A 22,963-nucleotide genomic window follows, 5' to 3' on the forward strand; every position below is an offset into this window, starting at 1 on the left:
CAGGAGTGATCCATTTTGCGCGTACTCAAATCTACGGATTTAAGCACCCTGCGCGCCGAACAGGAGCAGCAAGCCCGCCAGCTAAAATGGCGGGAACTCCTCTCGCGCAAGCAACAGGGCCAAGATATCTCTGATGAACTGACAGACTTTCTCTCTACCAAAGAGGAAGTCTATCTTTTTTTCGCTGACTTGTTCACGCATCCGTACCGCCAGACTGCTGTACTGGATGCACTGGAGACACAGGTTGACCTCGTAACCGACCTGACTCTTATTCTGGCCGAGCAGCTCAATCCATCTCTCACCGAAGCCCAGCAAAAGGCGGTGCAGGCGATCAAAAACCAGCTCCTGCCGCTTCGGGCCATCGCGTTGTCTGAGGCAGCCGACAACTACCGCTTCGCCAATCTGCTTGCGCAAAAAGAGCAGACGCGCAGCCTGCAGGAAGAGTACTTCCTATTAAAGGAGGCCAAATCAGAGTGACCCATCTTCAACGCTTCGACCTTCTGTTCGTGAAGGGGGAGTCTGTCATCGGGCGTACGATCCGCCGGGTGACGGGCTCTCCCTATTCTCATGTCGCCATCGTGCTAGATCCATGGCATGTGGCGGAGACGGACTGGCGCTATCCGCTCAAGGTGCGTCATCTCAATTATCCACGCGGTACGTACGATGTCTTCCGCTATCAGGGAGAGCTGTTTCACACCCAGATGATGGCGATGGATGATTTTTTGCATATGCACATCTCCACCCCGTATGACCTCGTACAGACCGTCACGAACGGATTGAATCTCTTATGTGGTACACCGGTTATCAACGATCATGGGCGCATGAACTGTACCGAGTTTGCCGCCCGTATGTTCGGTGCAGCCGGGGTTCTGATGCCCGCCGTGATCACACCGGGTGAATTTTCGCAGCATCCGCAGTTTCGAAAAATCGCCTGATGGTTCAGGAGGTACTTGCCGCAACAGCCGGGTAATCGGCATGCCGGGTGCCTGCTGCAGTCAGCCGCTATTATCATCCAAACATCATTCTGGGAAAGGAGAGAGTACGTGAACGAGTACATCCTCAAATTCATCGTTGCTTTTTTTGGTACAGTCACAACTTACATGTTTGGAGGTTGGTCGCCTTTGCTGGAAGTTCTTGCATGGCTTGTCATCATTGATTATGCAACTGGCGTGTACGCCGCGTTTGTCGAGAAGAAACTCTCCAGCAACGAAGGCTTTAAGGGACTTGGCAAAAAGGTACTGATTTTTTTCCTTGTCGCTGCCGCCCATAAGATGGATATCGCGCTCGGCACGCCGGGCTTCTTAGGTACGATTACCATCTACTTCTACATCGCCAACGAAGGGCTTTCACTGCTCGAAAACGGCACCCGCGCCGGTCTGCCTGTCCCAGGTGCACTGCGCTCCGCTCTAATCCAACTCAAAAAACGTTCCGACCAGCATAATGACAACAAGGGGAGAGAGTAGCATGGATCTGAACACCCTGTTGCAAAAAAGCGAACCCCGTCTCAAAGGTCTCCATCCTAAGATCAGACAGGCAGCCCAAGAGCTGATCCGCCGTGCTCATGCACAAGGGATTTTCGTCCTGATCACACAGGGATTGCGAAGTATGGACCAGCAGGCCGAGATCTATGCTCAAGGTCGTACCAAGCCGGGTCGAATCGTCTCTTATGCCAAACCTGGATATTCGTATCACAACTATGGATTGGCCATAGATTACTGTCTGCTCGATGACTGTGGCAAAGCAGTCTGGACCGTCAACCATGAATGGCGTGTGGTAGGCAGCATCGCCAAAACGCTTGGCTTTGAATGGGGTGGGGAGTGGTCTGACTTCAAGGATTATCCGCATCTGCAGATGACATTCGGCCTGTCTATCCGTCAACTGCTCGCTGGTCAGCGCCCATCCGTCCAACTCGATGATGACGCATGCCACCTGACCCTCAACGGCCAAAAGCTGCACACCGAAGGCACCCTCGAAGATGGGCGGGCGATCGTTCCTGTCCGTGCCTTTGCCCGCGAGCTGGGATGTGAACCGCTTGTTGGCTGGTGCAACACCACGGGGCGGGTTCTGATCGACGGCAAACCGCTGACCACCACCGATGTACGCAATGGTCATGGTCACGCATGGATTAAAGAGGTGGCCGGGCATCTTGGACTTGGAGTCGCATGGGATGGTGCAACCAAGACAGTCAAGCTGTCAGGCCGTGTAAAAGGGTAGCCATTTCTCCAACGCAAAAAGGCTTTCGTTTCGAGGGAGCACTCTTTGAAACGGAAGCCTGATATACATACGATTTTTACCTTATGTGTTAAGGTCACCACGTCTTAGTTCACGCAGCTGTGCCTCGTGTGCGATGGAACGGATGGCGAGTGAGTCGATCATTTGATTCTGACGGTGTTGATCGTGATGAATCTTGCCGACGGTCTCTTCGATGAAGCCAGAACGTTCTTCCATGATGTCCATCCGCTCCTCTAATGCAGTCAACCGGTTTTCTACGTTGGCGATGCGGTCCTCGACTGACGTTAGGCGTGTTTCCACGAGAATCAGCCGGTTCTCCACAGCAGATAATCGATTCTCCACGTTGCTCAACCGATCTTCCACATTCGTGAGTCGCGCCTCCACGTTGGTCATTCGTTCATCAAGCTTAGCGACGTGCTCCTCGACACGGGTCATACGCTCCTCTACCCGAGTCAGCCGCTCGTCAAGCTTGATGACGTGGAGCGTCAAATTATCCAGCTTCGCCGAAATCTCCTCCTGACCTTCCCGCAACGAACGGGTGACCTGTGTCAGTTCCTCCTGACCCTTTTGCAATACCCAAACAGCCTTGTCCAAGCGCTCCTGCCCAGCGAGCAGGGAGTCAGTGACCTTATCCAAGTGAGCCTGCCCAGCGAGCAGGGAGTCAGTGACCTTGTCCAAGCGTTCCTGCCCCGCGAGCAAGGAGTCAGTAACTTTGTCCAAGCGCTCCTGCCCCGCCAGGAGGGAGTCAGTAACTTTGTCCAAGCGCTCCTGTCCCGCAAGCAAGGAGTCAGTGACCTTATCCAAGCGCTCCTGTCCCGCAAGCAAGGAATCAGTGACCTTATCCAAGCGCTCCTGCCCCGCAAGCAAGGAGTCGGAAACTTTGTCCAAGCGCTCCTGCCCCTTCTGTAATACCTCCAACTTCTCCAAAACCAAGTCAATTTTATCTGTCATATTCCTCAATCCTTCCTTCCCTCAGACAGCTTGATCACTTACCCCACAAGCATAAACCCGATTCGGAAAAATCATGGTTTTAAATAAAAAATAATTTATTCCAATTTGTACTAATCTAAAAAATAGACGAATGCCCCCTGATACCCGTCCATACCAAAACCGCTCCTTTTGCATTTCCTATCTATAGATTGATAACAAGGAGGGTGTAACCATGTTCGATCCTTTTCAACGGTTTCCAGGGCGTCCGGGTCCAGGCTTTCCACCAGGTCAACCAGGTTTTCCGCCGGGGCAGCCAGGCTTTCCGCCAGGCGGTCCACAACAGGGAGGAATCCCAGCTCCACCACCACCCCCACCTGCTCAGGTACCTCAATTGCGTATGGACCCACAGACCCAACAACAGTATGCAAGAGAAGGCATCAGACCTCGTTTTATTAGACCTTGCCTTTTCCGATACACGTTCGTATGGCTGCGCAACGGTAACAGCTTCTGGTTCTACCCTGTGTATGTGGACCGGAACGAAATGTTTGGTTACAGATGGAGATGGAGAAGAAATCAGTGGGAATGGACCAGCATTCGCCTGAACCGAATTGCATACTTCGACTGCTATTGATCAGCCTAAAGAAAGAAGAGCCGCCTCGTGCGGCTTTTTTCTATTATTTGGGTATAGGTTTTCTTATTTGCGATGCGTATAATTTTATCTATAATAAAGGGAGTCACTAATTAAAAAATACCGTCACTGCCGTATGGAAAAGGGGGTGGAGCGATGGAATTAGAGCAATCTTACAGTGCAACGCTTGTGATGTTCTCCATCATAATAGCAAGCATCGCGTCTTACTCTGCTCTTGATCTGGCTGGACGTGTCAGTGCGACGAAAGGTCGGGCCAGATTGACATGGTTACTCGGCGGGGCATTTGCGATGGGAACGGGAATCTGGGCGATGCACTTCGTGGGCATGCTCGCGGTGCACATTGGGATTCCGGTTCATTATGATATGAGTCTGGTGCTTTTGTCCATTATCGCGGCGATGGTGGCATCCGGGATCGCTTTGGCAATCGTAAGCAATCCGGTACTTGGGATCAAGAATTTGCTTGTCGGTGGATTTTGGATGGGGATGGGGATTGTCTCCATGCATTACATCGGAATGGCAGCGATGAAAATGAATGCGGTCATCCAGTATGACCCACTTCTGTTTAGCCTCTCTGTTGCAGTGGCGATCGGGGTCTCGATTGTAGCGATGGCGATCTCCCACAGATTTCGTGATGAGCGGATGCGCGACTCTTTTTGGTTAAAAGGGCTCGGGGGGCTGATCATGGGTCTGGCTGTTGCAGGTATGCACTACACGGGGATGGCAGCAGCCAGCTTCTATTCAACAGAACATGATGGAAGTCATACGCCATCTATGATGATCGATTCTGTCGCCTTTCCGTATTTTATCGGGGTGGCTACATTATTGCTGATGGTCATTGTCCTGTTGGGAGCAGCCAGCGACCGTCAGATCGGGAGAAAGTCGCTGATGCTCAAAGAGAGCGAGCAACGATACAAGTCCCTGTTTGACTACAACCAAGATGCCATCCTGTCATTTACGACAGATGGAATGCTTAACAGCATGAATCCCGCGATTACCAAGCTGACGGGCTACCGCATCGAGGAATTAACTGATACGATTCCGTTTATGTCTTTGATTGAGCCTGAGCATGTTGAGGTGGTACGTGAGCATTTTGTCAAGGCTTGTCAGGGAGAGTCACAGAACTTTGATGTAACGATCTTTCACCGTGACGGTTATCGGCTTGAGATCAATGTGACCGACGTTCCGATCTTTGTAGATGAACAGATCGTCGGGGTATACGTCATCATCCGTGATATTACCGAGCGGAAACAGACAGAAGAGCGGATTAATCATATGGCTTATCATGATATGTTGACCGATCTGCCCAACCGTCGTCTGTTCGATGAGCGGCTCAAGGAGGCCTTGTTAGATGCAGAGCGGCAGGAGCAACCGCTGACCGTCATGTTTCTGGACACAGACCGTTTCAAGGTGATTAATGACTCGCTGGGACATGACTTCGGCGATCTGTTGCTGCAGTCGGTCGGCATACGCCTGAAAAACTGTGTCAGTTCGAACGACCTCGTCGCACGCATGGGGGGAGACGAATTCACCATCCTGCTTCCTGGACGTACAGTCGAACAGGTGGAGGGGATCGCCAGCCAGATCTGCGAAGCGATTGAGCGGCCATTTATGATCCAGGGGCACGAGATACACATCACCACAAGCATCGGGATTGCCGCTTATCCAGACCACGGCACGGACTCGGTCACCCTGATGAAGCGGGCCGACACAGCCATGTACAAAGCCAAGGAAAAAGGCAAAAACAATTTCAAATGGTATTCCCCGGCGATGGATTCCCGAGCCTATGACCGGATGCTGTTGGAGAATGAATTGCACAAAGCATTGGAACGCGACGAATTTTTACTCTTTTACCAGCCGCAGATCGACGGCATCACGCGCCAGATTATCGGAGTAGAAGCGCTTGTCCGCTGGAAGCACTCCGAGCGGGGCATGGTTTCCCCCGGTGACTTTATCCCATTAGCTGAAGAAACCGGGCTGATTGTACCGATTGGAGAATGGGTTCTACGTACGGCTTGCCTGCAAAACAAACGCTGGCAGGAGCTTGGCTATCCACCGCTCCGCATGTCAGTCAACCTCTCTTCCCGTCAATTCTGGCAACGCGACCTCGTACCAAGCATCGCCCATGTCTTGCGTGACACCGGGCTTGACTCCAAGTATCTTGAGCTGGAGATCACCGAGAGCATGACCATGGATGTAAAACGTGCCATTGCAACGTTAGGAGAACTCAAGCAGCTCGGCGTCCAGATTGCAATCGACGATTTCGGCACCGGGTACAGTTCACTTAGCTATATCAAGAACTTTCCGGTAGACCGGCTCAAGATTGACCGTTCCTTTGTCATGGAACTGCTTGTTGACCAGAGCAACGCCGCGATCGTTGCGACTATTATCGCACTGGCCCACAACCTGAATCTGCAAGTGATTGCCGAAGGGGTGGAGACAGAAGCAGAGATGTCGTTCCTCACCCAGTCTGGCTGTGACGAGATGCAGGGATATCTGATCGGCAAACCAGTTCCAGCAGATGAGTTTGAACGGATGTTTTTGACCCCGGCTCATGCGTAGTGTATATCATATGTTTCTTAAGGCATGGAGACAGACGTCCATGTCTTTTATTTTTTGACTGCTTATTACAGCTTAACCCCAAACTGCCGCAGGTCCTCCTCCACATAAGGGATGAACATATCCTTCTTCTGCAAGGTAAAAATCATAATCGACTTCTCATACTGCTCCGCCGCTTCCGCGAGACGCCCCAGATAGGCGAGGTTGCGGCCTTTTTGATAATGCAATTCTCCGAATAGATACAGCACTTCATATGTGATACACAGGTTGATTCCCTGATCACAAAAAGCAAGTGATTCCTGATACTTCCCGCTGCTTGTCAGCGATTTCGCCAGATTATAGAGAATGCGCAGCTTGATCGTCCGATCCTGCAGTGAAGGCAGGCGCCCAAGCCGTTTGTTGGCATCAAGCAGCACCTCGGTGGCCCGCTCGAACTGCTTTTCGGCAAAATGGATCACCCCGATACTGACCATAATCTCAATCTCCCGCTCCGAATAGTTGCGCTCTGTCGTCTCTGTATGCGAAAGCGCCGAAGATAGCACCTCCAGCGCCTGCTCCTGATCCTCATACAGATGATAGAGGCAGATTCCCTTGTGCCAGAGAATGAACTGCTTATTCGGCTTACTCTGGAACAGTGGATTCGACTCCTCCCGCATCAAAATCTCCCAGACCTGCCGGTAATCACGGAACCGGATCGCCTGCCTGATCTGAAAAATCACCTCGTTGACATAATCCAGCCGAGGTGTCTCCATCACCCCGAAAAAATAATGCAGATCCACCCCAAGTCGTTTGGCCAGTCGGTACATGATCTCAACGGAAGGGAGGACTTGTCCTTTCTCGATTTTACTGATCTGGGCCTGGGTGCAGATCTGATCGGCCAGCTCTTTCTGAGTCAGCCCAAGTGCTTTGCGAAGCTCACGAATACTGGCTCCGACGTGTTCAACGTCCATTTTGTATCACCGCCCTGCTAAAATATAACAATGATTATATAGTCTGCCAATTCCAAAACGTCCACCTCTCATAATCGCGCCTAATCGTCTGAAATGGCTGAAAATGGCTGAAAACGGCGTTTTTTTCTTCGGTGGTAACAAGGTAAGATAGATACAAAGAGATAGAAACAAAGAAATAGAAAAATAAAGAGTAACGGGTGTAGAAAACATGAGCGATCTGGTAATCAAGTTTTTAGAGTGGGAGCGAGTCTTTTCTTCTATTATAGAAAGATTCGTGCTTTTTTTCAGCTAAGATTATCCAATATTTGCAACCGCCAAGCCCTCATACGGAACAACATGACCGTGACTGGGTTTCTGATCAATAGTCATCACAGCAGCAGGGCAGTACAGATACTCACGGATGCGATCATGATGACAGGCATAAGCATCATAGTGACCGGGAGCAAAAGAGCAGAGGCCAGACAGAAGCCAAGCCACAGAAAAACACAGAAGCTTGGGCATCATCTGAGTCCTTCGCCGGAAGAGAAAGCATCGGCACTACCTGTCTGTAAAAGTAAACGATCGTGCATGACACAAGTCCGTGAGATCCAAAAAAACAAAGCAGGTTTTGGGCAAAAAGACTGGATAGGGGTCCAGTCTTTTTGTTATTTTTTACATAAACATAACTATAATAGAAGGAAGAGTATAGGTATTTCCGTAATATTAAGAAAAGAAGGAGGTGGAGTAGATGTTACCGATCCAAGAAGAAATCATTGATGTCAATGCATACAGCCGTCCTGGCACCAAGCTCAAGGCTGTCAAAGGAATTGTCATGCATTGGACAGCATCACCGGGTGCTCCGGCGATCAACATCCTGCGTTATTTTGGCCGTCTCAAACAGCAGAACCCCGCGGACAGTCAGACCGACCGCTACGCCAGCGCCCATTTTTCCGTCGATGACACCAGCATTTATCAGATTATCCCGATGAATGAGATGGCCTATCACGTTGGCTCCCAGACCTATACACCTGATGCAATCAAGAGGCTGAGTACCTACCCCAACAACTGTACCATCGGCATCGAGATGTGCATCAACAGTAACAGCCAAATCACCGAGGCTACGTTTCAAAATGCCGCTGATCTGGTTGCCTATCTGCTGAAAAAGTTTCAGCTGGGAGTGGACCAGATCTGGACGCACAAAGCCGTAGTCGGATGGAAGGACTGTCCACGGCCATGGATCGAGAAACCGAGTGAATTCGCCCGCTTCAAGCAAGAGGTGCAAAAACGACTCTCTTCCCAAACGGTTCCGCCCCTTCAACCAGCCAAACCCGTCCAGCCAGCTAAACCAGCCACCACCCAGCCAGAGACTGCCGAGCCGGTCCTCGTCTCTGCACCAGCTTTACCGCCGCTTGACCCCGAAGTCGAGAAGCAGGCACTCCAATCCATCGACTATCTCGCCGAACAGGGAGTAGTTCTATCCCCAGACTACTGGAAAAAAAGGCTGCAGGAACCCATGCCGGTCTGGGCGTTCATGATCATGGAGGCACGCCGGAGCGGCTTTATGGCGGGAGAAGGTGAACAGCCGTCAAAGGATCCACAGACGGAAAAAGAGCCACCGACCACGACGAACCCTCCAAACGAGCCAAAACCGCCGACCACGCCGGAAACTCCAACCCAGTCAGAACCACCGACCCAGCCAAACCGACCAACTCAGCTACCACCCGCCGAATAGTCCTTGGAAAGTTTGTCGTCTGACCCCCAAACCCCAAGCAGAGAAAATGATTGGTACCGCGATACTCGCCAAACTCTCTCGATCCCAATCCAGCCTTTTCTTCCAGGAGAAAAGGCTTTTTTGATTGTGTCCGCAACTTTTCCTTCCAGGTTATGTCTAATATCTTACCAAACAGAGACGCCGCCTTGCGGTAAACGAGGTGATTTAGGGATGAAACTGGCCGAAGCCCTTTTGGAACGAGCCGATTATCAAAAACGACTGGAACAACTACGTGAACGTCTTTCCCGCAACGCCAAAGTGCAGGAGGGGGACAAGCCCCAGGAAGACCCGCAGACACTTCTTCATGAAGTCACACAGCTCAACCGCGACCTGACCGACTTGGTCAAGCGCATCAACCGCACCAACTCCACGGTCGGGATGGAGCCCTACGGAACCATCGCAGACGCGCTGATCCAACGCGAATCGATCATGCGCCACCGGGGCATCCTGCAAAAGTTGATTGATAACGCATCCATCATGGATATGCGCTACGGTCACTCCGAGATCAAGATCGTCTCTACAGTCGATGTCGCCAGCCTACAAAAACAGGTCGACCGACTCTCCAAAGAGTTCCGCCAAGTTGACACCGCCATCCAAGCGATCAACTGGTCAACGGATCTGATGTAAAATAATCTATATGATTACACTTATATAATAGAAGAAACAAATTTTGAAGGTAACCAAAATGGAATAGCGAGTGCAAAAACAACAGCTAAAACTGCTAACCTTGGGCCTTGGGGCAGGGCATTACCATAACCATTTTTGCCCAGTACCAATTACACTCGTACAAATAACCGATTACGAATGACTACCATTGTGCTGGATTCCTTTTTTGGTGAGGGTGGGTATGGGGAACATATGATCATTACAACCTTGGATTATCGTGTCCAAGGTTTTTCTTTGTTCATGATTGTTACTTTTTATCACAAAAGTACACATAATCACCATGTTCGCACATAATATAAGAACACACGTTCTATATTATACGTATGAGGTGACCACCATGACTCCAACGGAACTGATCACAACCTACCTTGCTTGGACACGTGCCATCCCGAAGCTGGAGCATGATGCCCAGTTGATTGAATTGTCCACAACCAAACTAAGCTATGGCTATGCACATGTTCTTCGATTTCTGCTTCCGGTAGCCCGATCGATGGCGTTTGCTGCACAGAAGGATTTGAAACGTTTGGACATTCGGATTCTGGCCGAACATGAAGAGCGTGGCGAGCTGTTTCTCCTCTGGAAGCACCGCGGTGAGACTCACATGCTTCGGATGCGCCGGAACAAAATCCAGGCATTGGTGCAGGCCAAGGTGGATGAGTTAGTCTCAACGATCAACAAAACCACGCCAATATAGAAGTTTTTACATAAAGTTATTACCCAACTTCTCACTAGAATTGCTATACTAGGATAGAAATGTTTACGAATCGATAGGTTCATTCTAGAGAGGAGAGGTTTTCGTTGATCAAATGGGGTAAGGCAAGCGTCAGTATTCTGTCTGCTGCGCTGGTGTCCAGTCTGTTCGCTGGAATGGCCGCAGCAGCACCGATTCATCCGGTTCAGCATGCTGATTGGATGAAGGAAGAGGCACTCGTGTCCGGCTATGACAACGGGGAGCTTGGATTAGAGCGTATGATCACTTTTGCGGAGGCCGTCACATTGCTGACCCGTGTCAAAGGGGAGAAGCTGACACCGGCTGCCAATGGACACTGGGCTGCACCGTCCCTGAACTGGGCAGAGAAGCAAGGTGCACTCACCGCAGCAGAAGCACAATCACCTAATGCAAATCCGACTGCCATCCGAATTCAGACAATTGCCAATAAACTTGGCATTTCTCTCAAGCTGTCAGGGCAAGCCCAAGTGAAGCGCGGGGAGTTCCTGCAAGCACTCGGGGATGCGATTACGGAGCATGTGACCATCGCGCACATGAATGATGTCCACGGTCATATCGAAGAGAATCCCAGCGGCAAAGAATTCGGCTATGCCAAGCTTGCGACCATCATCAAGGAATGGCGCCAAGAAAACGAAAACCTCCTACTCTTAGACGCGGGTGATACGTTCCAAGGCACCGTATTCGTCAACCAGTTCAAAGGTGAATCCGTTGTCCCGATCTTAAACAAGCTCGGGTTTAATGCCATGGCCGCAGGCAATCACGAATTTGACTTCGGGGTCGAACAGTTGAACAAGCTGGCCAGCCAGCTTCAATACCCGATCCTCAATGCCAACGTCATCAAGCAAGACGGCTCTGAGCTGCTCCGTCCCTACATCAACATCACGGTCAACGGTAAAAAATATGCAATCATCAGCGTCGTAGCCGAAGACACTCCGATCCTGACCCACCCGGATAATGTCAAAGGAGTTACATTCAAAGCTCCGATTGAGACAGTCAAAGCAACCGTGGCGAAAGCGAAGACAGAGGCAGATCACATCATCCTGCTCTCACACGTCGGGGCTGAGGTTGACCGCGAGATCGCCAAAAGCGTCGAAGGGATTGACCTGATCGTGGGTGGTCATTCCCATACCCAGATCGAAAAGCCGGAACTAGTGAACGGAACTTATATCCTGCAAGACTGGGAATACGGCAAATCTCTCGGCCGCGCTGATCTTTACTATTATAAAAACGAGCTGGTCACCATGAGCGGCGGACTTTTCCCATACGATGAAAAAATCAAGGCTGACCCTGAGATCGACAAGATGGTCAAAGACGTGGTCAAACGCGTCGATGATGTCATGAAAGATGTAATCGTCAAATCCGAGGTGGATCTCGACGGTGACCGCAATTTTGTCCGCAAACGCGAGACTAACGTAGGCAATCTGATCACCGACATCATGGTGGAGAAGACCAAAACGATCAAGGGCCATGAAGCCGACATCGCCATCACCAACGGCGGCGGTATCCGTACCCAGCTCAAAGCAGGGGATCTGACCAAAAAAGATCTTTATTCACTGTTGCCATTCCCGAACACGCTCGTGGTCCTAGAAGCGACCGGCGCTGAGATCAAGGAAGCACTTGAGAGTGGTGTCAGCGATGTGGAGAATGGTGCAGGACGTTTCCCACAGGTCAGCGGACTCAGCTTCTCGTACGATCCGAAAAAACCGGCAGGCGAGCGGCTCATCGAACTCAAAGTAGCAGGTCAGCCGATCGATCCGGCCAAAACCTACAAAGTAGCGACCAATGACTTCATCGCAGCAGGCGGCGACGGCTATACTACTTTGAAAAAGCCAGCCTTCAATACAGGAATTACGCTGTACAGCATGATGGAAGAAGCGCTGCTTGCCCGCAAGACGATCAATCCAAAAGTAGAGGGACGGATCGTCGAGGTCAAATAAGCAAAAGAGATTCTCAAGGAAACGCATCAAGAGTAAGACTGGATGTGTAGGCATCCGGTCTTTTTTTATATCTTTTTGTATAAAAAGCCCGAGAGATGGACAGATATTTTCAAATTCGGTAAGATGATAATTGATTTATAATAATGTGAGGAGGAAGTGAGCAACATGTTCAACAAAAAGCGCGGTTTGATCGCAGCGCTCATGCTCCCATTGACGCTTGGCGGGTACAGTCCTGTAACGTTTGCGGCTCAACCTGCGTCCAATGAGGTACAGACCAAGCAGCAGGCGATCAGCGCGATGTTTGCACAAGCTGATTACGCCCCCAAAGAAATCATTGTTCAATATAAATCAGAGGGCCAGGCCAAATCTGCCCAGCGTATTGCCGCTTCCGTGCGTGTAGCCAGACAATCAGGCAAAACCGCCCTCATCAAAGTAGACAGCGGCAACCTCCTTCAAGTGGCTGCCCAATTCGCCAATGATCCCAATGTTGCTTATGTAGAACCGAATTATTTATTCGAGTTACATGAAGATCCTGCTCCCGTTACCAATGACCCATCCTATTATGACCAATATGGATTGCCGCTGGCACATGTTCCAGAAGCATGGGAGCTGCTTCGCAGTTGGAGCGGCCCGACCAAGAGTCAAGTGACCGTCGCGGTGCTGGATACTGGTGTGGAGACCACCCACCCAGATTTGCAGAATCGTGTGCAAGGCGGCTTCAACACGGTCGATGACAATACCGACCCTACCGACAGAGTGGGCCATGGAACACATGTAGCCGGAATCATTGCCGCCGAAGCAGATAACGGCATCGGTGTGGCGGGTGTGACAGGCAAGCTACCGGTCAAGGTGCTCCCGATCAAAGTAATCGGTGACAACGGGAAAGGCAACTCACTCACCGTCGCCAAGGGAATTGACAAGGCAGTCGAACTCGGTGCCGATATCATCAATATGAGCTTAGGGGGGACAGGCAACAGCAAGCTTGTGGAAGAAGCGGTTAAACGCGCCACGGCCAAAGGCGTCCTGATCATCTGCTCCGCAGGAAACAAGGGGACACGAACGGAAACCCAATTCCCGGCCCTCTATGCCGATACCTTAACCGTTGCCTCAGTCGGGAGTACCGAGCAATCCTCTTCCTTCAGTAACTACGGCAGTGCAGTAGATATCGCTGCACCCGGCGAACGCATCCTCAGTACCTATGTGAATCAGGATTACCGTTATCTCAACGGAACATCGATGGCGACTCCACTGGTAGCAGGTGCAGCAGCTCTGATCAAATACACTCACCCAAGCTGGGGTCCAACCGAAATTCGAAACGCTTTGGAAAAAACTTCCAAAGATATTGACAAGCCAGGCTTCGATGCTGCTACAGGGAACGGTCTCGTCCAAATCGACGCGGCTCTGCAATATGACAACCAGCAGGCACCGATTCAGGTACTGTCACCAAACCAAGGTGACTACCTCTGGGGAGATGTCACTTTTGACCTACGGATTCTTACCCCACAGGCAACGCAAATCGAGGTACGTACAGAAGCAGGTAAAAAGTTAGGGGTATTCAAAATATCTGAAAATATGGTAAATTTTAACTGGGACTCTAGGCTGGTAACAGATGGAAACCACTTATTGATGATTCAAGCAATGGATACGGCTAATCATCCGGTTGGACAACCGATGCAGCTTTCTGTCAAGGTGAAAAATCAGAATGAGTCCGGCATTCGCGTCCAAGCTCTCGACTTTACCGGCCAACCTGCGTACGGCTCTTCTGTACAGCTTTACCGATATGGGTCGAGAACCAATGAAGACGGCACTCCAGCCGCAGACAATTACAGCATGATTTTTCAAGCGATGCTCAATGACCATGGTCTGGCCTATATCCCGCAAGAACTGATCCAGTCGGGAGAACGATATCTCGCAGTGATCCTGAACCAAGACCCGGATCAGGACGGAGTCTTCTATACATCGATTCATCAAGTGACACCAGATTCCAAGGAGATCACAGCAGACATCAGCCGCTCCCAGACTTTTGATGTGCAAACGATCACCAACAAAAATGGTCAGACCAACTATGACAATACGACCTACGCCTTTTTACCTGTCATCGACGGGACAGAGGTACACGACCTGGCGATGATCAGTCAGCCGGATGAACAAGGTAACCTGAAAGCAACTCTTTCACCCGGACGCTATGCGATGTATGCATACCGGCTGGAGCCTACGGGCATCAACTTCTTCCTGCGTCAAGAGGTGGAAGTGGGGGACAAGCTGTCCAAGGTGACGTTCAATCTGTCAGAGGCGAAGCAATTTGGATTCCATCTCCCACAATGGGTCAAGAGCGGTACCTGGGCTCCGCAAGTGGACGGACTTACTCTTCCCCAGATGCAGGTGACCAACAAAACCAGACTGTTCGTCAATCCAGGCCAGATCAACTACACGCTGGAACTGGCACATGACACCGAGGATGATTCGAGCATCTACGGATTGAAGTCGGTCAAACCGTTTGCAGCAGGCTCACAGCGTTACCTCCAAGTCGCAGACCCGGCGATCCGCGTTGACAAGCAGGTCAGCGGTACTTACCGGAAGGGGGATGCAGTCGAAACCAGCTTCCAGCTTCGTTTTGGTGATGAACAAGTCCTTAAAACCATCTACGGTGCCTCACCCGGCTTCGTGCTCCTCGATGAAAAAGGGGAGGAGGTCTGGAGCGTGGGCGGAGCAGAGCGGATGTTCTATATCCCAACCGGTGAGAGCCTAACCGCCGGCCGTTATCAGCTCTACGTCGATTACAGCGATACAACCCTCCCACTCAAAACCAAGACAGCCAAGCTGGGCGAGATCACCATCGTGGATTCGGCAGATACATCGACATCGACAGAGGTGAGCGTCACAGGTCCGGAGGGCGAAGATTTCGGCAAGTTGAGTGTCAGTGTCTATGACCCGCGTTCCAAGCGGTTGATTGAACAAAAAAGCTTTGACTTTATCAGCGATCCGTTCGGTGGGTTTGGCAATGATGAATTGCCATTTGAAAAACTGGAAGCAGGACAGGACTATCTGGTTCGGATCGCGGGTGTGACAGAAGAGAGTGTTCCTGTTTTGGTTGAGCGTGTGCTGACAGCGGAAGCGGAAGATTGGGATATTGATCTCTCCGAACCAACCGCCCTTCCGCGAAAGATTGCATTCCAACTGCCAGCAGGCAGCTTCACCGATGTGGCACTCGCTGGTGACAGTGCGCAGACCATCCGCGTCCACAGTGACAGCAACACCGCATGGCTCGATCCAATCGCCTATGATCTCACCGTTTTTGAGACGACCGATCAGGGCTATGTGATCTACCCCAAGCCGGTTAAAGTAAGCAAAGCGACTGCCAAAATCAAGCCAGCACCAGTCAAGTCCAAGCTGGTACCTGTTACCATCACAGACCAGCCTGCTGACGGACAGAGCCAAACACACTGGTCAGTTGGGGTAAGCCGGAACCCGTCAGCCCAAGAATTCGACCTGTTCCCACTCACGGAAGGCAAGACTCTCTATGTGCAGCCGGCCGACTACCGTTTCCAGCTGCTCAGACAGACGACGCAGAATGAAGTCAACACCACGTTCCTGCTCGATGCCCAACCGGTCAAAAGCAAAAACGGATATGTCTTCGAAGCAGGCGACACATTCACAGCAGAACTTCAACGCGTGCAAGCGGATGAGCAGAACCCGGACACAGTTGTCTATGATGTAAACGTCCACGATACCTACAGTAACAAAATTCAACAAATCGCAATCGTGGTCTACGATGAGAGCACCAGCCTCTCCGTACCGCTTCGCATGACGACCAATTCCAACGGACAATGGACGGTTGCCGCCTATGACAGCAGCGAGCGCACCTATCGCCCGGTCAGTACGCAAGTGATCGAGCCCGGGATTACGGTCCGACAGGGAGATACGATGATCCATCAAGCCAAGGCCGAAGCCTACTGGAACCGCATCATCCTTCCGCAGGCAAGCCAGTGGGGAGCAGGCGATTATACATTGACCTGGTCGGTCGGTTACCCTGAGTTGCTTACGACCCAGATTTCATTCACCACAAATGAATAGATATACTCATATTAAAAAATCCCTCGTTCACCTATTGTTAGGTGAGAGGGATTTTCTTTTTGCCGTTTTTTATCTCACCATTAGAGTATCTTTATTAAGCAAATTTATTTTCTCAAACGATTTTTTATTATCAGAAAAACGTTGACAATCTATAAAAATATTTTAGAATAAAGCCATAACATAAAAAACACTTTTGATTCAGGAGGGGTATTTGTGAATAAGAAAGCAGTAGCATCATCCGTAATCGCAACTGTCGTCCTTGGTACTTCACTCGTTAGCGCAACTCCATCTTTCGCTGCAGAAGAAAAAGTAACTCTCAACAAAGAATTCAGCACTCCATCTTTCATTGGTGAAAAATGGGTAGCTCCAAAAGGTCTTGACAAGAAGCAAACCGTAATCGCGTTCCTCGAAGCGAAAAAAGGTGACTTCAAAATCAAGAACGCTTCTGAAAGCTTCAAAGTGAAAAGTGAAGTTTCTGACAAAGAAACCAAATCTACTCACTTCCGCCTCCAACAACAAGTGAACGGTGTACCTGTATTTGGTGCAGACCAAGCAGTTTCCGTTGACGCAGAAGGCAACGTAGACTCCTACTTCGGTCAAGTAGTACCTGAAGAAGTTCTCGCTGACGTAGCAACTGAAGCGAAACTCTCCAAAAAAGAAGCTCTCAAAATCGCTACTAAAGCTGTCTCCAAAGAAGTAGGAAAACTCGGAAAACTCAACAAAGAAGAAGCTAACCTCTTCGTTTACACTGTAGATGGCAAAGCGACTCTCGCATACGTAACTGAAGTTTCTTTCCTCGATCCAGCTCCAGGTCGTTACCAAACAGTTGTAGATGCGGTTTCTGGTAAAGTTCTTTCCCAAGAAAACCTCATCCACGATGACAAATACGACAAACAAGGCGCTAAATTGACTGTTGGTAAAGAAGCAGTTGAAGCAGCTGTTGAAGGCGCAGTAGCTCCTGAAGCAACTGGTACTGGCTATGGTACCCTCGGCAACTACCAAACTTTTGAAGTAACACTCTCCGGTAGCTACTACTACCTCCGTGGTCTTTCCCGCGGTCAAGGTGTAGAAACTTATACTGCTAAAAACGGCACTTCCTCCATCTACTACATCACCAGCACTACTACTTCTTTCACTGACAAAGCAGCAGTAGACGCTCACGCTTATGCTGAAGATGTATACGACTACTACAAAAACACTCATGGCCGTAACTCCTACGACAACGCAGGTGCAAAGCTGAACTCTATCGTTCACTACGGTTCTAACTACAACAACGCATTCTGGGATGGCACTTACATGGTATACGGCGATGGCGACGGTACCACTTTCCGTACCTTCTCCGCTGCTCTTGACGTAATCGCTCACGAGCTGACTCACGCTGTAACTGAGCGCACTGCTGGTCTCGTTTACCAAAACGAATCCGGTGCTCTTAACGAATCCATCTCCGACATCTTCGGTGCGATGGTTGACCGTGCTGACTGGCTGATGGGTGAAGACATCTACACTCCTGCAACTGCTGGCGACGCTCTGCGTTCCCTCTCTAACCCAGCTGCTTACGGTGACCCAGATCACTACAGCAAACGCTACACCGGTACTCAAGACAACGGTGGCGTACACACTAACTCCGGTATCAACAACAAAGCTGCTTACCTTCTCTCCGATGGTGGCACTCACTATGGTGTAACTGTAACTGGTATCGGCCGTGCGGCTACTGAGAAAATCTACTACCGCGCACTTACCCTTTACATGACTTCTTCCACCAACTTCTCTGGCATGCGTAATGCTGCAATCAAAGCTGCAACCGACCTCTACGGTGCAACTTCTACTCAAGTTAACAGCGTGAAACAAGCTTACTCCGCTGTTGGTGTAAACCTCTAATCTTTACAAAAAAAGAGCGCCCTCGTGCGCTCTTTTTGCTTTTTCCAGCGGGGTGAAGGGGAAGGGAAAGTATATTATTTCATTAGAATACATTTACTGGATAAATTATCCTTGAAAAAATATTATTTATTTTTATAAAAATGTTGACAATCCGTCAGAATATTTTAAAATAAGGTATAACAAATAAAACAATATTCATTCAGGAGGGGTAATTGTGAAAAAGAAATCCGTCGTTACAGCTGTCCTTGCAACTGCAGTCCTGGGTACTTCACTCGTTAGTGCAACTCCATCTTTCGCAGCAGAAGAAAAAGTAGCATTCAACCAAGAATATAAAACTCCATCCTTCATCGGTGAAAAATGGGTAGCTCCAAAAGGCCTCGACAAGAAACAAACCGTAATCGCATTCCTCGATGCGAAAAAAGGTGAGTTCAAAATCAAAAACGCAGCTGACAGCTTCAAAGTAAAAAGCGAAACAGCTGACAAAGCAACTAAATCTACTCACTTCCGTCTCCAACAACAAGTAAACGGCGTACCTGTATTTGGTGCAGATTCCGCTGTTTCCGTTGACGCAGAAGGCAATGTAAATTCCTTCTTCGGTCAAGTAGTACCTGAAGAGATCCTCGCTGACGCAGCGACTGAAGCAAAAGTTTCTGGTAAAGAAGCTCTCAAAATCGCTTCCAAAGCTATCGCGAAAGAAGTAGGAAAACTCGGAAAATTGGATAAAGAGAAAGCGGAACTCTTCGTATATGCGGTAGACGGTAAAGCTACCCTCGCATATGTAACAGAGGTATCCTTCCTCGATCCAGCTCCAGGTCGTTATATCACTGTGGTAGATGCGGTTTCCGGCAAAATCCTTGAGCAAGAAAACCTCATCCACGATGACAAATACGACAAACAAGGCGCGAAAGTAGCTACTGGCTACACCACTGTTGAGTCCATCAAGGATGAAGCGGCAGTAGCTGACGCAGTAGCGGCTAACGCAACTGGTTCTGGCTACGGTATTCTCGGCAACTACCAAACCTTCGAAGTAACTCTCTCTGGCAGCACTTACTACCTGCGTGGTACTTCCCGTGGTCTGGGGACTGAAACCCTCAACGCTAACAACGGTACAAGCCGCCTCTACTACGTAACCAGCACCAGCACTACTTTCTCTGACGCTGCTGCAGTTGACGCAGAAGCTTACGCTGAAAGAGTATATGACTACTACAAAAACAACTTTGGCCGTAACTCCGTAGACAACGCAGGTCAACAACTCCTGTCCGTTGTTCACTACAGCCGCAAATATAACAACGCGTTCTGGAACGGTACCTACATGGTATACGGCGATGGTGACGGTTCTGTATTCCGCCCACTCTCCGCTGGTCTTGACGTAATCGCTCACGAAATGACTCACGGTGTTACTGAGCACTCCGCTAACCTCGTGTACCAAAACGAATCCGGTGCCCTCAACGAATCCATCTCCGACATCTTCGGTGCGATGGTTGACCGTGACGACTGGCTGATGGGTGAAGATGTTTACACTCCAGCAACTCCAGGTGACGCACTGCGTTCCATCTCCAACCCAGCTGCTTACGGTGACCCAGATCACTACAGCAAACGTTACACCGGTACTGAAGACAACGGTGGCGTACACACCAACTCCGGTATCAACAACAAAGCTGCTTACCTCCTCTCTGACGGTGGTACTCACTACGGCGTAACTGTAACAGGTATCGGTCGTGAAGCAACTGAGAAAATCTACTACCGCGCACTCACTCTGTACCTGACTTCTTCTTCTAACTACGCTGCTATGCGTCAAGCTGCAATCCAAGCAGCAACTGACCTCTACGGTGCAACTTCCACTCAAGTTAACTCCGTAAAACAAGCTTACTCCGCTGTAGGTGTAAACTAATAACAGCTTCCAAAAAAGAGCGCTCCCGGGCGCTCTTTTTTATTTGAGTCGGGCGGGATTCGAAAGAAATGTTGTATTTGTATAAAAGAGTAATAAAATACCAAAAAGTAATTGACGTCTCTACTTCCTATTTTTTACAATAAGCATAAACACTCAGTAAAACAAATTTGATTCGGGAGGGGTATCTGTGAAAAAGAGTAAGGCAGCTTCGACTGTCATTGCCACCGTTGTTCTCGGAACTTCACTTTTCAGCGCGACTCCATCTTTTGCGGCAGAAGAGGGGAATGCATTTACGAAAGAGTACGGCACACCATCTTTTATCGGTGAAAAATGGGTCGCACCCAAAGGTCTAGATAAACGCGAAACCGTTATCGCTTTCCTCGAATCAAAAAAAGTGGACTTCAAAATCAAAAATGTGCCTGACAGCTTTCAGGTCAAAAGCGAAATCTCTGACAAAGAGACCAAATCAACTCACTTCCGCCTCCAGCAACAGGTGAACGGTGTACCTGTATATGGCGCAGACCAAGCCGTTGCCATTGACGCAGAAGGCAATGTGAAATCTTACTTCGGCCAAGTGGTACCAGACGATGTTCTTGCAGGTGCCGCCACAGAAGCGAAGCTCTCGGGCAAAGAGGCACTCAAGATCGCGACCGATTCGATCGAGGGGGATATCGGAAAACTCGGGAAATTGAATACAGAAGAGGCAAACCTCTATGTGTACATGGCCGAAGGGAAAGCTACCCTCGCTTATGTAACAGAGGTATCGTTTCTCGATCCAGCCCCAGGCCGTTATATTACCGTAGTCGATGCGGTTTCTGGAGTAATCCTTGCTCAACAGAACATCATTGACGTTGACCATGACGACAAGCAAAGCGCAGATGCAACGGCTGGAAAAGAAACCGCTGAGGAATGGGAAGCAGCGTTTCAAGAAGCAGCAACTGCTGTAACACCAGATGAAGTCGGTTCAGGTTGCGGCCGGACCTTCGAAGTCACTTACTCTAACGGCAGCTACTACCTTCGTGGAACTTCCCGTGGTCTGGGAATCGAGACATATACCGCGAGAAACGGTACAAGCAGTCTTTATTACATCACCAGCCCGACCACCACGTTCACTGATTGTACAGCGGTTAACGCTCATGCCAACGCTGAGCAGGTATATGATTATTTCAAAAATACACATAACCGCAACAGCCTTGACAACGCAGGTAAAAAGCTGCTTTCTGTCGTCCATTACGGTTCCAACTACAACAATGCATTCTGGGATGGAACCTACATGGTGTACGGGGATGGCGATGGTGTAACCTTCCGTCCCTTCTCTTATGCGATTGACGTAACCGCCCATGAATTTACCCATGGTGTAACGGAAAAAACAGCAGGTCTGATCTATCAAAACGAGTCCGGTGCGCTTAACGAATCGATCAGCGACATCTTCGCCGTGATGGTTGACCGTGGTGACTGGCTGATCGGTGAAGATATCTACACGCCTGCCACTGCCGGTGACGCACTGCGTTCTCTCTCTAACCCGGCTGCTTACGGTGACCCGGATCACTACAGCAAACGCTACACCGGTACGGCTGACAACGGTGGCGTACACACCAACTCCGGGATCAATAACAAAGCGGCCTACCTCCTCTCTGACGGTGGCACCCACTATGGTGTAACGGTCACAGGGATCGGCCGTGCGGCTACGGAGAAAATCTACTACCGTGCTCTCACCCTTTATATGACTGCCTCCACGAACTTTGCAGGGATGCGCCAAGCTGCCATCCAAGCAGCAAGCGACCTCTACGGTGCGACCTCTACTCAAGTCAACAGCGTAAAACAAGCTTACTCGGCTGTAGGTGTTAACTAATAGAAGAAACAAAAAGAGCGCTCCGCCTGAGCGCTCTTTCGTATTTGGTTTCATGTTATCACGATTATGGTTTGGGATTGCGTTTTTGCAGGATATAAAAAAGGTTGGATTCGGTCAGGTTCAACAGTTCCTCCCGTTCTGTCGGTGACAGCTCGAACAGCTTGTCGCGCAGCAGCAGGATCGGATCTTCCTGTAGAAAAGCCTGCAGGTCACGGTGTCGCAATGTGTCAGGCTCACTATTGGGGTTGTCTGGATTTGTCATGAACATCACATCGGTCCGGCCGAGAATATAGTCGATACTTGTTCCGTACAGATCAGCGAGGCGCTGGAGCAGATCATAGTCGGTCTGGTTGGTGTTGCGTTCATATTTGGTATAGGTGGAGCGCTCGATGCCAAGCAGATCTGCCACCTGTTGCTGGGTCCATTTCCGTAGCTGTCGGAGCTCTTTGAGTCTTGCGCCAACCGTATCCATCGTGCCTTCACCTCACAAATCCATTATAGGTGACAAAAATTCACCATAAAAGATATGTGCCTAAACGTCACATGGTGTATTGAATGTGAGCATTAACATTTGTATACTAGCCATAGTATGTGACGATTTGTCACAATCAAAGGTGGAAGACGCGATGAAAAACAACCATCAATGGCTGATCGAATTACGCACGAAAAAAAATATGACCCATGACAGTGTGGCCCAATTGACTGATATCACCCGTTCTTACTATACCAAAATCGAAAACGGGGTGGTTCCCAGCGTCCGTGTGGCGAAAAGGATTGCGCAAGTCCTTGGGTTTGACTGGTCAAGATTTTATGAAGAGGAGTATGATAAGGAGGGGGAATCTGTACTAGACAAATAATGGAGGTATGA

The 22,963-nt window shown here is 49.8% G+C and carries 18 protein-coding genes; 14 read left to right on the forward strand and 4 right to left on the reverse strand.

What is annotated here, in order from left to right; translation table 11 throughout:
• Positions 1-15: 15 nt before the first annotated feature.
• The 4 genes from FGI41_RS18390 to FGI41_RS18405 all read left to right on the forward strand — a co-directional run bounded on the left by FGI41_RS18390 (position 16) and on the right by FGI41_RS18405 (position 2,214).
• On the forward strand, positions 16-477 hold the full coding sequence (locus tag FGI41_RS18390) for a hypothetical protein (RefSeq protein WP_139491802.1): 462 nt from the start codon (positions 16-18) through the stop codon (positions 475-477).
• Complete coding sequence (locus FGI41_RS18395) at positions 474-935, forward strand: C40 family peptidase (RefSeq protein ID WP_139491803.1); 462 nt, start codon at positions 474-476, stop codon at positions 933-935. The genes FGI41_RS18390 and FGI41_RS18395 overlap by 4 nt, the downstream gene beginning before the upstream one ends.
• A gap of 108 nt (positions 936-1,043) precedes the next feature.
• Positions 1,044-1,463 carry a phage holin family protein gene (locus FGI41_RS18400; protein ID WP_255298532.1) on the forward strand — a complete coding sequence of 140 codons (420 nt, stop codon included), beginning with the start codon at positions 1,044-1,046 and terminating at the stop codon, positions 1,461-1,463.
• Position 1,464: 1 nt separating this feature from the next.
• Positions 1,465-2,214 carry a M15 family metallopeptidase gene (locus FGI41_RS18405; protein ID WP_139491804.1) on the forward strand — a complete coding sequence of 250 codons (750 nt, stop codon included), beginning with the start codon at positions 1,465-1,467 and terminating at the stop codon, positions 2,212-2,214.
• A gap of 81 nt (positions 2,215-2,295) precedes the next feature.
• Here the strand turns inward: FGI41_RS18405 and FGI41_RS18410 are convergent, their stop codons facing one another.
• Positions 2,296-3,183: a coiled-coil domain-containing protein gene (locus FGI41_RS18410; RefSeq protein ID WP_139491805.1), complete on the reverse strand. Its 888-nt coding sequence runs from the start codon at positions 3,181-3,183 to the stop codon at positions 2,296-2,298.
• A gap of 110 nt (positions 3,184-3,293) precedes the next feature.
• Complete coding sequence (locus FGI41_RS18415) at positions 3,294-3,524, reverse strand: hypothetical protein (protein ID WP_139491806.1); 231 nt, start codon at positions 3,522-3,524, stop codon at positions 3,294-3,296.
• A 422-nt stretch (positions 3,525-3,946) separates the two neighbouring features.
• On the opposite strand from FGI41_RS18415, the gene FGI41_RS18420 reads away from it, so the two are divergent.
• The gene (locus tag FGI41_RS18420) at positions 3,947-6,370 is read left to right on the forward strand and encodes an EAL domain-containing protein (protein WP_139491807.1); all 2,424 of its coding nucleotides are present in this window, start codon (positions 3,947-3,949) and stop codon (positions 6,368-6,370) included.
• Positions 6,371-6,435: 65 nt separating this feature from the next.
• On the opposite strand, the gene FGI41_RS18425 is transcribed toward FGI41_RS18420, so the two are convergent.
• Positions 6,436-7,317: a helix-turn-helix domain-containing protein gene (locus tag FGI41_RS18425; RefSeq protein ID WP_139491808.1), complete on the reverse strand. Its 882-nt coding sequence runs from the start codon at positions 7,315-7,317 to the stop codon at positions 6,436-6,438.
• A 727-nt stretch (positions 7,318-8,044) separates the two neighbouring features.
• On the opposite strand from FGI41_RS18425, the gene FGI41_RS18430 reads away from it, so the two are divergent.
• From FGI41_RS18430 to FGI41_RS18465, 8 genes are all read left to right on the forward strand, one after another.
• On the forward strand, positions 8,045-9,028 hold the full coding sequence (locus FGI41_RS18430) for an N-acetylmuramoyl-L-alanine amidase (RefSeq protein ID WP_139491809.1): 984 nt from the start codon (positions 8,045-8,047) through the stop codon (positions 9,026-9,028).
• 210 nt (positions 9,029-9,238) lie between these two features.
• Positions 9,239-9,694, forward strand: coding sequence for a DIP1984 family protein (locus FGI41_RS18435; protein ID WP_139491810.1), 456 nt, complete (start codon positions 9,239-9,241; stop codon positions 9,692-9,694).
• Positions 9,695-10,070: 376 nt separating this feature from the next.
• Positions 10,071-10,427: a YhjD family protein gene (locus FGI41_RS18440; RefSeq protein ID WP_139491811.1), complete on the forward strand. Its 357-nt coding sequence runs from the start codon at positions 10,071-10,073 to the stop codon at positions 10,425-10,427.
• Between the two features lie 104 nt (positions 10,428-10,531).
• The gene (locus tag FGI41_RS18445; protein ID WP_255298533.1) at positions 10,532-12,400 is read left to right on the forward strand and encodes a bifunctional metallophosphatase/5'-nucleotidase; all 1,869 of its coding nucleotides are present in this window, start codon (positions 10,532-10,534) and stop codon (positions 12,398-12,400) included.
• Positions 12,401-12,565: 165 nt separating this feature from the next.
• Positions 12,566-16,474, forward strand: a complete 3,909-nt coding sequence (locus FGI41_RS18450; protein WP_139491812.1) for a S8 family peptidase — start codon at positions 12,566-12,568, stop codon at positions 16,472-16,474.
• Positions 16,475-16,687: 213 nt separating this feature from the next.
• Positions 16,688-18,352, forward strand: coding sequence for a M4 family metallopeptidase (locus FGI41_RS18455; RefSeq protein ID WP_139491813.1), 1,665 nt, complete (start codon positions 16,688-16,690; stop codon positions 18,350-18,352).
• A gap of 214 nt (positions 18,353-18,566) precedes the next feature.
• Entirely contained in the window at positions 18,567-20,243 is a 1,677-nt protein-coding gene (locus tag FGI41_RS18460; protein ID WP_139491814.1) for a M4 family metallopeptidase, read from the forward strand.
• Between the two features lie 187 nt (positions 20,244-20,430).
• Positions 20,431-22,095: a M4 family metallopeptidase gene (locus FGI41_RS18465; protein ID WP_139491815.1), complete on the forward strand. Its 1,665-nt coding sequence runs from the start codon at positions 20,431-20,433 to the stop codon at positions 22,093-22,095.
• Between the two features lie 64 nt (positions 22,096-22,159).
• Here FGI41_RS18465 and FGI41_RS18470 read toward each other — a convergent pair whose 3' ends face one another.
• Positions 22,160-22,567, reverse strand: coding sequence for a helix-turn-helix domain-containing protein (locus tag FGI41_RS18470; RefSeq protein WP_139491816.1), 408 nt, complete (start codon positions 22,565-22,567; stop codon positions 22,160-22,162).
• Positions 22,568-22,721: 154 nt separating this feature from the next.
• Between FGI41_RS18470 and FGI41_RS18475 the strand changes: the two genes are divergently transcribed.
• Positions 22,722-22,952: a helix-turn-helix transcriptional regulator gene (locus FGI41_RS18475; RefSeq protein ID WP_139491817.1), complete on the forward strand. Its 231-nt coding sequence runs from the start codon at positions 22,722-22,724 to the stop codon at positions 22,950-22,952.
• Positions 22,953-22,963 lie beyond the last annotated feature (11 nt).

The organism is Brevibacillus dissolubilis (assembly GCF_006170445.1).
Lineage (GTDB): Bacteria > Bacillota > Bacilli > Brevibacillales > Brevibacillaceae > Brevibacillus_B > Brevibacillus_B dissolubilis.

Coding starts and splice junctions, on each gene's coding strand:
- FGI41_RS18405 (WP_139491804.1), top strand. CDS start 1,465: ATGGATCTGAACACCCTGTTGCAAAAAAGCGAACCCCGTCTCAAAGGT.
- FGI41_RS18425 (WP_139491808.1), bottom strand. CDS start 7,317: ATGGACGTTGAACACGTCGGAGCCAGTATTCGTGAGCTTCGCAAAGCA.
- FGI41_RS18440 (WP_139491811.1), top strand. CDS start 10,071: ATGACTCCAACGGAACTGATCACAACCTACCTTGCTTGGACACGTGCC.
- FGI41_RS18435 (WP_139491810.1), top strand. CDS start 9,239: ATGAAACTGGCCGAAGCCCTTTTGGAACGAGCCGATTATCAAAAACGA.
- FGI41_RS18410 (WP_139491805.1), bottom strand. CDS start 3,183: ATGACAGATAAAATTGACTTGGTTTTGGAGAAGTTGGAGGTATTACAG.
- FGI41_RS18450 (WP_139491812.1), top strand. CDS start 12,566: ATGTTCAACAAAAAGCGCGGTTTGATCGCAGCGCTCATGCTCCCATTG.
- FGI41_RS18475 (WP_139491817.1), top strand. CDS start 22,722: ATGAAAAACAACCATCAATGGCTGATCGAATTACGCACGAAAAAAAAT.
- FGI41_RS18420 (WP_139491807.1), top strand. CDS start 3,947: ATGGAATTAGAGCAATCTTACAGTGCAACGCTTGTGATGTTCTCCATC.
- FGI41_RS18430 (WP_139491809.1), top strand. CDS start 8,045: ATGTTACCGATCCAAGAAGAAATCATTGATGTCAATGCATACAGCCGT.
- FGI41_RS18470 (WP_139491816.1), bottom strand. CDS start 22,567: ATGGATACGGTTGGCGCAAGACTCAAAGAGCTCCGACAGCTACGGAAA.